The organism is Pseudonocardia sp. N23 (assembly GCF_002583555.1).
Classification (GTDB): Bacteria; Actinomycetota; Actinomycetes; order Mycobacteriales; family Pseudonocardiaceae; genus Pseudonocardia.
In genome coordinates this window covers 178,217-189,799 of record NZ_BEGX01000077.1, presented here as the reverse complement: position 1 = coordinate 189,799, position 11,583 = coordinate 178,217, and the positions used below count along the sequence as shown (strand labels likewise).

The 11,583-nt window shown below is 70.7% G+C and carries 11 protein-coding genes; 2 read left to right on the top strand and 9 right to left on the bottom strand.

Translation table 11 applies throughout. The features are described 5' to 3' along the window. Positions 1-76: 76 nt before the first annotated feature. From TOK_RS22525 to TOK_RS22485, 9 genes are all read right to left on the bottom strand, one after another. Positions 77-1,147, bottom strand: a complete 1,071-nt coding sequence (locus TOK_RS22525; protein ID WP_098960065.1) for an ABC transporter ATP-binding protein — start codon at positions 1,145-1,147, stop codon at positions 77-79. Positions 1,148-1,182: 35 nt separating this feature from the next. Continuing rightward, the gene (locus TOK_RS22520; RefSeq protein WP_253258562.1) at positions 1,183-2,352 is read right to left on the bottom strand and encodes an ABC transporter ATP-binding protein; all 1,170 of its coding nucleotides are present in this window, start codon (positions 2,350-2,352) and stop codon (positions 1,183-1,185) included. Beyond that, on the bottom strand, positions 2,352-3,317 hold the full coding sequence (locus TOK_RS22515; protein ID WP_098959971.1) for an ABC transporter permease: 966 nt from the start codon (positions 3,315-3,317) through the stop codon (positions 2,352-2,354). The genes TOK_RS22520 and TOK_RS22515 overlap by 1 nt, the downstream gene beginning before the upstream one ends. Then, the gene (locus TOK_RS22510) at positions 3,310-4,353 is read right to left on the bottom strand and encodes an ABC transporter permease (protein WP_098959970.1); all 1,044 of its coding nucleotides are present in this window, start codon (positions 4,351-4,353) and stop codon (positions 3,310-3,312) included. The genes TOK_RS22515 and TOK_RS22510 overlap by 8 nt, the downstream gene beginning before the upstream one ends. A gap of 7 nt (positions 4,354-4,360) precedes the next feature. Continuing rightward, the gene (fdxA, locus tag TOK_RS22505; RefSeq protein ID WP_098959969.1) at positions 4,361-4,705 is read right to left on the bottom strand and encodes a ferredoxin; all 345 of its coding nucleotides are present in this window, start codon (positions 4,703-4,705) and stop codon (positions 4,361-4,363) included. A 43-nt stretch (positions 4,706-4,748) separates the two neighbouring features. Then, positions 4,749-6,374 (bottom strand): ABC transporter substrate-binding protein, encoded by a 1,626-nt coding sequence (locus TOK_RS22500; RefSeq protein WP_098960063.1) that lies wholly within the window; start codon positions 6,372-6,374, stop codon positions 4,749-4,751. Positions 6,375-6,535: 161 nt separating this feature from the next. Continuing rightward, positions 6,536-7,891: a Rieske 2Fe-2S domain-containing protein gene (locus TOK_RS22495; protein ID WP_098959968.1), complete on the bottom strand. Its 1,356-nt coding sequence runs from the start codon at positions 7,889-7,891 to the stop codon at positions 6,536-6,538. Between the two features lie 78 nt (positions 7,892-7,969). Further along, positions 7,970-8,668, bottom strand: a complete 699-nt coding sequence (locus TOK_RS22490) for a 4-carboxy-4-hydroxy-2-oxoadipate aldolase/oxaloacetate decarboxylase (protein WP_098960062.1) — start codon at positions 8,666-8,668, stop codon at positions 7,970-7,972. Further along, positions 8,662-9,405 (bottom strand): PIG-L deacetylase family protein, encoded by a 744-nt coding sequence (locus tag TOK_RS22485; RefSeq protein ID WP_098959967.1) that lies wholly within the window; start codon positions 9,403-9,405, stop codon positions 8,662-8,664. Before TOK_RS22485 ends, TOK_RS22490 begins: the two co-directional genes overlap by 7 nt. 268 nt (positions 9,406-9,673) lie before the next feature. Between TOK_RS22485 and TOK_RS22480 the strand changes: the two genes are divergently transcribed. Then, positions 9,674-10,357, top strand: a complete 684-nt coding sequence (locus TOK_RS22480) for a GntR family transcriptional regulator (protein WP_098959966.1) — start codon at positions 9,674-9,676, stop codon at positions 10,355-10,357. A gap of 76 nt (positions 10,358-10,433) precedes the next feature. After that, complete coding sequence (locus TOK_RS22475) at positions 10,434-11,576, top strand: cobalamin-independent methionine synthase II family protein (RefSeq protein WP_098959965.1); 1,143 nt, start codon at positions 10,434-10,436, stop codon at positions 11,574-11,576. The last annotated feature ends 7 nt before the right edge of the window (positions 11,577-11,583 follow it).

Genomic DNA, 11,583 nt, shown 5'->3' with positions numbered 1-11,583 from the left:
CAGCCGCTGCCACGCCCACCGACGCGGCCCGGTCCTCCCGGCGACGACCGGGGGGACCGGGTACGCCCGGCGGTGCTCAGCTGTCCGCGGGGGCCGGCGCGGACCCGTTGGTCGACGGGTCACCCGCGCCCGCCGGGGCCGCCCCGGCGACCGGCAACGACGCCTCGACGGGCGTGTCGAGGATCGGGTGATGGCAGGCGGTGAACCGGTCGGGGGCCACCTCCCGCATCTCGGGCACCTCGGAGGCGCACCGTTCGGTGGCCAGCGGGCAGCGGGTGCGGAACCGGCAGCCGCTGGGCGGCGAGACCGGCGACGGCATCTCGCCCGTACCGACCTCCCCGCGCTGGGCGCCCTCCATCGATGGGATCGACGACACCAGCAGCCGTGAGTACGGGTGCACGGGCGCGTCGAACAGCGCCTCGGTGGGCCCGAGCTCGCAGATCCGCCCGAGGTACATGACGGCGACGCGGTCGCTGATGTTGCGCACGACGCCCAGGTCGTGGGCGATGAACACCAGCGTGAGGCCGTAGCGGGCCTTCATGTCCTCGAGCAGGTTGAGGATCTGGGCCTGCACGGACACGTCGAGCGCCGACACGGGCTCGTCGCAGATCAGCACCTCCGGCTCGAGGACCAGGGCGCGGGCGATGGAGACGCGCTGGCACTGGCCGCCGGAGAACTGGTGCGGGCGCCGGTCGGCGACCTGGTCGGGGTCGAGCCCGACGGCGCGCAGCACCTCGGGGACGACCTTCGCCTTCTCCGAGCCACGTCCCCACACGACGAGCGGGTCGCCGACGATGTCGGGGATCCGCCGTCGCGGGTTCAGCGACGAGATCGGGTCCTGGAAGATCATCTGCAGCTTGGGCCGCAGCTTGCGGACCTCCTCGGCCGACAGCGACGCGAGGTCGCGGCCGTCGAAGTGGACCGAGCCGCTCGTCGGCCGGGGCAGCTGCATGATCGCGCGCCCGGTCGTCGACTTGCCGCAGCCGGACTCGCCGACCAGGCCGAGGGTCTCGCCGCGGCGGACCTCGAGGTTGATCCCCGAGACCGCGTGGACGATCTGGCCCGCGCCCGCGGGGAACTCGACGACGAGGTCCTCCAGTCGCAGGACGACGTCGTCGGTGGCCGGCTGTTCGCGTGGCTCGTCCATGACCGCGCTCGTCTCGCGGGTGATCTCCGTGCTGCTCATGCGGGCACCATCTCCCCCGTCACCGGCGTCCCGGCCGCGGTCTCGCCGCGTTCGACGTTGACCCTGCGGGCCTCGACGTTCTCCGCCGTCCCCACCGGGTACCAGCAGCGGAACGAGTGGTCGCCTGTCGCCCCACCGGGGAGCTCGGCGGCGTCGCGCAGCGGCGGCTCCTCGGTCAGGCAGCGGTCCTGCGCGTACGGGCAGCGCGGGCTGAACCGGCACCCCTTCGGTGGGGCCAGCAGGTCCGGCGGGCGGCCCGGGATGACGGCGAGCCGGACGTGGTTGGGCCCGGTGATCGGCGGGACCGCGTTCATCAGTGCCTCGGTGTAGGGCATCCGGGGCGCGTCGAACAGGTCCTTCGTCGCCGCGGTCTCCACGATCCGCCCCGCGTACATGACGGCGATGCGGTCGCTGCGGCTGCGCACGACGCGCAGGTCGTGGGTGACCAGCAGCATCGCCATGCCCAGTCGCGACTGCAGGTCGCCGAGCAGGTCCAGGATCTGGGCCTGCACGGTGACGTCGAGTGCGGTGGTGGGCTCGTCGGCGAGCAGCAGCCGCGGGCTGCACGAGAGCGCGATCGCGATGGTGACGCGCTGGCGCATGCCGCCGGAGAGCTCGTGCGGGTACTGGCGCACCCGGCGTTCGGGCTCGCTCAGCCCGACCGAGCGGAGCAGCTCGACGGCGCGGGCGTTCGCGTCCTGCTTGGTGAGGTTCTGGTGCAGCCGCAGCGTCTCGGTGATCTGGGTGCCGATCCGCTTGACCGGGTTGAGCGAGGTCATCGGGTCCTGCAGGACCAGCGCGATCTCCTTGCCCCACACCTTGGACAGGCCCTTGGCGTCGAGCTCGGAGAGCCTGATCCCGTCGAAGGTCACGGTGCCCTCGACGTCGGTGTCGCGGCTCCCGGAGATCAGGCCCATGACCCGTCGGGTGAAGACGGTCTTGCCCGATCCGGACTCTCCGACGACGGCGAGGACCTCGCCCTCGCTGAGCGCCATCGAGACGCCCTCGACGGCGTGCACGACGCCGTTGCGGGTGTGGAACCGGACGTGGACGTCGTCGACGGTGAGCAGTGCGCCGTCCTCGAAACCTTCGCGACGGGCATGCCGACCGGTGGTGGTGTCCGTGGTGGTGGGGGCCTTCTCGGCCGTGGGCGTCGTCGGGCGCATCACAGGTTGCTCTCCCTGACCTCGAACAGCTTGCGGCTCCGCTCGCCGACGTAGTTGATGGCCAGCACGGTCAGGAACATGACCGCGGCGGGGATCAGCGAGATGTGCGGGTACTCGATCAGCTGGGTGCGGCCGCCGGCGATCATCCCGCCCCACGAGGGGGTGGGCGGCGGGATGCCCAGGCCGAGGAAGCTCAGCGAGCCCTCCACGACGATGAACACGCCGACCATGATGAAGCCGTACGCGGCGACCGGCATCACGACGTTGGGCGCGATCTCGCGCAGGATGATCCGCATCGGCCGGCACCCGTAGGCGCGGGCGGCCTGCACGAACTCGCGCTGGGTGACGACGAGCGTCGTCGCCCGGGCGAGCCGGATGAACGTCGGCACCGACAGGATCGCCAGTCCGACGATCAGGTTCGTCAGGCTCGCGCCGAGGATCGCGACGATCGCGATGATCAGCACGAGGCCCGGGAACGCGAGGACGACGTCGGTGACGAGGGCGAGGACGCGCTCGGTGCGGCCCCTGAAGTAGCCCGCGACCATGCCGAGGATGCCGCCGGCGACCGCGCCGAGCAGCACGGCGCACAGGCCGACGAGCAGGGAGGCCCGGGCGCCGTAGATGATGCGCGACAGGTTGTCGCGGCCGAGGGTGTCCCCGCCCAGCCAGTGCTGCGGGGTGATGCCGCCGAACACGTTGTTGTAGTCGGGGACGGCGGGGTCCCACAGCGGCAGCAGCGGGGCGAAGATCGCCGAGATCACGATGGCCGCGATCCAGAACCAGGCGAGGTACCAGCCGAACGGCGTGCGCCTGCGGCGGCCCTTGGCCGGCTCCGTGGGCGTCGCCCCGGTGAGGGGCTCGACGAGGTCGAGGTCGGCGGAGGTGATCTCCGAGTCGGTCGCGTCGAGGTCGGCGACGGCCGCCTTCTCGAGGCTCGGTGTGGTCGTCTTCCGGAGGTCAGGCATCGCGACGCACCCGTGGGTCGAGGACGAGGTAGAGCAGGTCGATGATCATGTTGATCACGACGTAGGCCACCGCGACGAACAGCAGTCCGCCCTGGAGCAGCATGTAGTCGCGGTTGAACACCGCCTGCACGATCATCTGGCCGAGCCCCGGGATCGCGAAGAGCGTCTCCACGATCACGGTCCCGCCCAGGAGCCGCCCGATGTTCACCCCGGACAGGGTGATCAGCGAGAACGACGAGGGCCGCAGTGCGTGACGCAGCAGGATCGTCCGCGGTCCCAGGCCCTTGGACCGCGCCATCAGGATGTAGTCCTCCTGCAGCGTCGAGATCATGTCCGACCTCAGCAGTTGTCGGTAGACCGCGGCCTCCGCGATCATCAACGTCAGGCACGGCAGGATGATCGTTCTCAGGTTGTCCAGCGGGTCGGTGAAGAAGCTGGTGTACCCGGTGGCGGGCAGGATGCTGGTGAGGCCGCCGGCGAACACGACGATCAGGACCATGCCGAACACGAACTGCGGCATCGCGGCGGCGCCGAACCCGATGGTCATCGAGGTGCGGTCGACGAAGCGGCCCGGCCGGTAGGCCGAGTAGATGGCCAGCGGCACCGCGATCAGCAGCGCCAGGACCTGGGCGATGATCGTCAGCTCGAACGTCACCGGGATGCGCTGCGCGAGTGCCTCGGTGACGGGCTGCCCGGTCCGGAACGAGCGGCCGAGGTCGCCGGTGACGACGCCGCCGAGCCAGTCGACGTAGCGCACGATCATCGGCCGGTCGAGGCCGAGGTCGATGCGCACCTGCGCGACCTGCGCGGGGGTGGCGTTGTCACCGGCGACGACGACCGCGGCGTCGCCGGGGAGCAGGTCGATCACGACGAACGACAGGAACGTCACCGCGATCAGCACGATGAGCAGGTGGACCAGCCGGCGCCGGATCCGCCGCACGGCCGCCTTGCGCCTGCCCCCGCGTGGCGCCTTGCCCGGCGTCTCGCCGGGTGGCGCGGTCGTGGTCGGTGGTGTCGCGATGGTCATCTCTGCCATGACGGCCTCAGCTCTCCCGCGGCGGCAACGCTGCGACCAGCGGGGTGTCGATGTCGACGGGTCCTACCGTGCTCGCCCCGCCGGGGTCGCCCAGGGGGGCGTCGCGGCCGGGCAGGGTGTCGTAGAAGAACGTGGCGTTGTCGGTCAGGTGCACGCGTTCGTCGTCGGTGAGCTCCTGTTCGAGCACGATGGCGTCGACCGGGCACTCCGGTTCGCACGCGCCGCACTCGATGCACTCGGCCGGGTTGATGTAGAGCTTGCGTCCGCCCTGGTAGATGCAGTCGACCGGGCAGACGTCGACGCAGCTGCGGTCCATCAGGTCGACGCACGGCTCGGCGATGAGGTAGGTCATGGCGCCACTCCTCTCCGGTGCTGTCGGGTGGTGCGGGCCGCGGTCATCGGTCGAGCCAGGTGTTCGCGTAGAACATGTCCCGCGAGGTGTACCGGTCGATGCCCTTGACCTGCGGCTTGGTGATCGTGGACAGGTAGCTGCGGCTGAAGAACGCCACCGGCAGGTCCTTGCCGGCGATCATCTCGACCTGCTGGTAGGCCTGGGTGCGGGCCGCGTCGTCGCTGGTCGAGGCCGCCTGGTCGAGCAGCTGGTCGACCTGCGGGTTCGAGTACTTGCCGTAGTTGGTGTTGCCGCCGGTGCGCAGCAGCCGGGAGGTGCCGGGGTAGGCGGAGTCGAAGCCGCCGACCCACGTCGTGAGCTGGAAGTCGTTGCTCTGCACGACCTTCGACGAGAACTGCGCCAGGTCGAAGTACTGGACGTCGATGGTGACGCCGATCGCGGCCATCTGCGCCTGGATGAACTCGCCCATCGCGCGGCGCGCGGTCGTCGTCTTGAACGTGAAGACCGGGTTGCCGCCGGAGGCCTTGTACTCGTCGATGAGCGCCTTCGCCTTGGCCGGGTCGTAGGTCGGCCACTCCTGGGAGGCGGCGTCGGTGTGGTAAGGGCTCGCCGACTCGAACAGGCTGTTGGCCTTGACGAGGCGGTTGTTGTACATGCTCGCGCCCATCGCGTTCAGGTCGAGGCCGCGGATGACGGCCTCACGCATGCGGCGGTCGTCGAAGGGCGCCTTGGCGAAGTTGAAGTACAGGTACTCCCCCGCGTTGCCGGGGCCGTAGTAGACCTTCAGGTTCGGGTTGGCCAGCGCCGGGACGAGCTCCTGGCTGTAGCCGCCGAACGCGACGTCGACGTCACCGTTCTGGATGGAGGCGAGCCGCGAGTCGGTGTCGGGGATGGGCCGGAACTCGAGCTTGTCGAGGTGCGGCAGGCCCTGCTGCCAGTAGGTCGGGTTCTTCTGGAACGTCGCGTGCGAGTCCGGCACCCACTCCACGAAGGTGAACGGCCCCGCGCCGACGGGGTGGCGGCCGATGTCGTTGCCGTACTGCTGCAGCGCAGCCGGCGAGACGATGAGCCCGAGGCTGCCGTAGGTGATCGGCTGGGCGAACACGGTCGGGAACACGCCCAGCGGCGCCTTGAGCGTGAACGTCACGGTGTACGGGTCGGTCGCGGTCATCGACGCGATCTGCGCCGCGTAGGCGTGCGCGGGCGACGAGACCTTGTCGATGTGGCGTTGCACGTTGGTGATGACGGCCTGGGCGTCGAGCGGGGTGCCGTCGGAGAACCTCACCTCGGGACGCAGCGCGAGGTTCCACGTCGTGCCGTTGTCGGGCGAGTCCATCGACTTCGCCATGAACGGCACGGCCTTGCCGTCCGGGGTCAGCTTCATCAGCGAGTCGTAGACGGCCATCGCGGCCATGTTCGAGTTCTGCGTCGTCGGGTCGTAGCTGACGATCTCGCGGTCCATGCCCAGGACGAGCGTGCCGCCGTTCTTCGGCGTGCCGTCGGCGGCGAGGTCGGAGCCGTAGGGGTCGACCGCGGCGATCGGGCCACCGTCGTTGGGCTTGCCGCCGGGCGCCGCGCCGCAGGCCGCGACAACGAGCAGGCCGAGCAGCGCCACGAGGATCGTGACGACTCTCCCGGCCGACCGGGTCCGCACGGGACGGATCCGCATGTGACTCTCCATCGAGTTCGTCGCGCGCACCGCGCGCGGGGTCGGGTGGTGCATGAGGCGGGTACGACCGGGCAGCCCCGGCCCGCGAGGGGCCGTCCGGTCCGGGTGCCGGAACGGGGGACGCCTGCGCGCTGCGCGAGGCGGTCCCCCGTCCGCGGGGGTCAGGTGCCTGCCGAGGGCAGCGGGTTGCGGTCGCGGATCCCGTCGACGTCCATCTCGACCACTGTCGGGTCCTCGTTGGTGCCGAGGATGCGCCAGTCCTCGTCGGTCTCGAGGATCTTCTCGGCCGACCGGATGCTGCGGTAGTCGAGGTCGCCGGCGACGGCGGGTGCCTCGCCACCCTCGCGGACCTTCTTCGCGGCCGCGATCAGCTGGCGGCGCATCCGGATGATCGCCTTGTCGGACGTGCCGAGGCGTTCCTGGCTGCGGTCGTAGATCGGGCCCATGGACTCGGTGACCATGAGGTCCTGGCTGACGAACTCCGCCACACCAGAGAAGCTGAATTCCCGCTGGTGCTCGCGGTCGATGCCGTAGTCGTTCTCGGCGGTGTACTCGCGCGGGATGATCCCGTTCCCGTTGACCTCCGCGCGGCCGAACTTGAAGGGGCTCACCGAGAACAGGTTCGGGCCACCGATGTCGCGCGGGTTGATGACCTCACGCGTGGTGATGCTGTAGCGCCAGCAGTTCTCGTCGTCGATGGGGACGAAGATGCCGAGCCGGCAGCCCCAGGGGACCGTGGCGATCGCCGTGATGTACGGGAAGCAGAACGCACTCATCCGGACGTGCTTGTGCCCGTTGGGCGTGGTCCGGACGCCGACGTACTTGAACCCGTACCAGGTGTCCTCGATCTCGAGGCGCGGCGCGCGGTCGTGCAGCCAGAACTTCCACGACTGCGGGTTCGAGGGGTAGCCGGGCTTGTCGCTGCCGTCGTCGGGGATGTCCGGGACGGAGTGGAACTGGTGCAGCCACGAGATGTGCGAGGTGTCGAGGTTGCCCTCCATGGCCTGCACCCAGTTGCAGGTGGTGTGCAGCTTGGTGGCCGAGACGTGCTCGGGCGCCAGCGTCTCGGTGCCGAAGTCGCGGAACGGCGTCATCTGCTCGCGCGGGCCCATGTAGGTCCACACGACGCCACCGGACTCGTGAGTCGGGTAGCTGGTGATCTTGACCTTGTCCTTGAAGACGCTCTGCGGCGGCTCGCTGGGCATGTCGACGCAGTTGCCGTCGCGGTCGAACTTCCAGCCGTGGTACGGGCAGCGCAGCCCGCACTCCTCGTTGCGCCCGAACCAGAGCGAGGCGCCGCGGTGCGGGCAGTTCTCCTGGATCAGGCCGATCTTCCCGTCGGTGTCGCGGAACGCGACCAGGTCCTCGCCGAGCAGACGGACCCGGACGGGGTCGCCGTCGGGGGTGGGCGCCTCGCTGGCGAGGAGCGCGGGGGTCCAGTAGCGGCGCAGAAGGTCACCCATCGGCGTGCCGGGGCCGACCCGGCACATGAGGTCGTTGTCCTCCGCTGACAGCATCGTCGTCCTTCTTTCCGGATCGGTGGTCGGCCGGTGGTGGGGCCGGTCGTCCGCGGGTCGCGGCCGGCCGGCCGAACGTCAGGAACCGGGTGGGGCGTCGGTGTAGGTCACGCCGAGTCGTTCGAGGTCGGCACGCAGCCCGTACATGTCCAGGCCGAGCTCGCCCGCGGCGAACCGGGCCCGCTTCTCCTCCTCCGAGCGCAGCCGGGCGTTGCCTGCGGCGGCGACCTCGGAGGCCTCCTCGCGGGCCACGACGACGACGCCGTCGTCGTCGGCCACGATCACGTCGCCGGGCTCGACGCGGGCGCCGGCGACGACGATCGGCACGTTCACCGACCCGGGGCTGTTCTTGACGGTGCCCTGCGCGCTCACGGCGCGCGACCACACGGGGAAGCCCATCGCGCGCAGCTCCGCGGTGTCGCGGACGCCGGCGCCGGTGACGAGTCCGACGACGCCCCGGGCGGCCAGCGAGACCGCGAGCAGCTCGCCGAACATGCCGTCGGTGGAGTCGGAGGTGGTGGTGACGACGAGGACGTCGCCGGGTTCGCACTGCTCGACGGCGGCGTGGATCATGAGGTTGTCACCGGGGTGCGAGAGCACCGTGACGGCGCGGCCCGCGATCGCGGCGCCCTGCTGGCGGGGTGCGACGCGCGGGTCGAGCAGCCCCCGGCGGCCCTGGGCCTCGTGCACGGTGGCGACGCCCTGGGTGCGCAGCTCCTTGACCGCCGCCGCGTCGGGCGCGGCGGAGGACCGGACGACGACGTGGCGGCTCACCAGATGCTGCTTCCCACGGTCGGGAAGGTCCGCATGTAGGCCTCGGCCTGGACGACCGACCTGGGTGCGCCGTTGCGCACCGCCTGGACGCCCCGGCGGGTGGCGAGGTCGACGTAGTAGTCGACGAGGTGGCCCTGCGCGCCGTCCATGCATTTCATCGCCGCGTGCTTGCGCTCGAACACCGAGGTGATGTCGAGCAGGTGGTCGGGCTTGAAGTCGCACTGTTCGGGCTGGTGGGGCTCGAAGGCCAGCACCTGCGACGCGCCGAGCGGCTGGGTGTCCCGGTCGGGCAGGCCGTGGGCCTGGGCGACCATCCGTGCCCGCAGCACGAGCTCGTGGGTGAGCGCGTGGTCGAGGTTGTAGGGGTCGCGCGCCGCGTGCGTCAGGATGACGTCGGGCTGCACCCTGCGGAACAGGGCGACGACGGCGTCGAGCACCGCGTCGGTGACCGTCAGCGGGTAGTCGCCGGCGTCGAGGAACTCGATGTCGGCGCCGAGTGTCTCGGCCGCGCTCGTCGCCTCCTGGTGCCGGGCGGCCTTGACGGTCTCCAGCGTCGCCCCGGGCTCGCGCCACAGGGCTGCGGACTCGCCGCGCTCCCCGTAGCTCAGGCACAGGACGGTGGCCGAGCCGCCGTCTTCCACGCATCGGGCGATGGCCCCGCCCGCGCGCCACACGAAGTCCGCTGCGTGGGCGCTCACGACCACGACCCGCGGTCCGCCGTTCTCGACGGAAGTCCTCATCGACGTCCTCTCCCCGGCGTGCAGTTGTGCTGCCGTCGTACCGTTCCGGCGGGCAGCCACGAGTGGGCCGCCCGGCCCTCCACCGGGCGGCGCGACCACGTGGTCGGCCGGTGCGGGCCCGTCGCGGACGGGCTCGGCGTCGTCTCGGTGTGGCTCGGACCATAGCCCCGTGTTCGCGATAGTGGCAACTAGATTGTTAACAATCTTGGTTACGAGTAGCGTGTGCCCGGAACGAAGCCCGACCCCGGGTCCGACCAGGAGGCACCGCATGGCCGTGAGCAATGGGACGGCGTCCGACGAGCCGTCGACCGCGACGGTCGACGGGGTCGTCACCGCCGTCCGCGACGGCATCATGCAGGGGCGCTACGCACCCGGACAACGGCTGCCCGAGGCCGACCTGGTCTCGCTCTACCAGGCCTCCCGCGGCGCCGTGCGCACCGCGCTGGCCCAGCTGGAGAACGAGGGCATCGTGCTGCGCGAACGCAACCGCGGCGCCCGCGTCCGCCCCATCTCCCTCGACGAGGCGGTCGAGATCACCGAGGCCCGCGCGGTCGTCGAGGGGCTGTGTGCCGCGAAAGCCGCACAGCGCATCACCACCGAGGAGAAGAAGAGCCTGCGCGCGCTGAGCGACGAGCTGCGCACGGCCGTCGAGGCCGGCGACGTCATGGCCTACACGCGCGCGAACCAGGAGGTGCACCGCGCCATCCGCGACATCTCCCGGCACGAGACCGCGGCCCACATGCTCGACCGGCTGCGCACCCAGAGCGTGCGCTACCACTACACCGTCGCGCTGCTGCCCGGCCGGCCCTCGGTCGGGATGCGGGAGCACATCGAGGTCATCGAGAGCGTCTGCTCCGGCGACGCCGACCTCGCGGAGAAGACCATGCGCGCGCACCTGATGAGCGTCGTCGACGCCCTCCAGCAGCTGGACGCCAACCTGCACCAGTGGTGACCGCGGGCGGGGTCGTCACGGTCCCCGCGCGCCACGTCCGACCCACCGCACAACCAGATCGAGGACAGGAGCAAGGATGCCCCAGACCGATCGGATCCTGACCACGCACGTCGGCAGCCTGCCGCGGCCCGAGCATCTGCTCGACCTGCTCAACGCCGACGACCGCGGCGAGGACGTCGACCAGACCCAGCTCGCCGACGCGGTGCGCGACGCCGTTCGTGACCAGGTCGTGCAGCAGGCCGAGGTCGGGATCGACGTCGTGTCCGACGGCGAGATGAGCAAGATCGGTTACGCCACCTACCTGCGGCACCGCATCTCCGGTTTCGAGATCGGCGACGCACCGCGGGCCACCCCCGCCGATCTGGACAAGTACCCCGGCTACCGCGACCGCCTGCACGCCTCCGGCGACACCGTCGCCTACCTGCGCCCGATCTGCCGCGCCGAGCTCTCCTACGCCGACCGCGGGCCGCTCGACACCGACCTGGCGAACCTCACCGCCGCCGTGGACGGTGCCGGGGTCGTCGGCGGGTTCATGAACGCACCCTCGCCGGGGATCGTCGCGCTGTTCCAGCCCAACGAGTTCTACCCCGACGAGGACTCGTACCTGAACGCGATCGCCGAGACGATGAAGACCGAGTACGACGCGATCGTCGCCGCCGGGTTCGACCTGCAGATCGACGCCCCCGACCTCGGCATGGGGCGGCACAACAAGTTCAAGGACCTGTCCGACGCCGACTTCCTCAAGCGCGCCGAGGTGCAGGTCGAGGTGCTCAACCACGCCCTGCGCGACGTCCCCGCCGAGAAGGTGCGGATGCACCTGTGCTGGGGCAACTACGAGGGCCCGCACACGTTCGACATCGAGGTCGAGAAGATCGCCGACGTCGTGCTGAGCGCGAAGCCGGGCACGCTGCTGTGCGAGGCCGCCAACCCCCGCCACGGCCACGACTGGGCCGGCTGGGCGGCGGCGAAGATCCCTGACGACAAGGTGTTCTGTCCCGGGGTCATCGACACGACCACGAACTTCGTCGAGCACCCGGGGCTCGTCGCCGAGCGCATCCTCCGCTACACCGACATCGTCGGGCGCGAGCGCGTGATGGCCGGCACGGACTGCGGGTTCGGCACGTTCGCGGGCTGGGGCGGGGTCGTCGTCGAGCTCGCCTGGGAGAAGATGCGCTCGCTGGTCCGGGGCGCCGAGATCGCGACCGGGAAACTCTGGTGATCAGCAC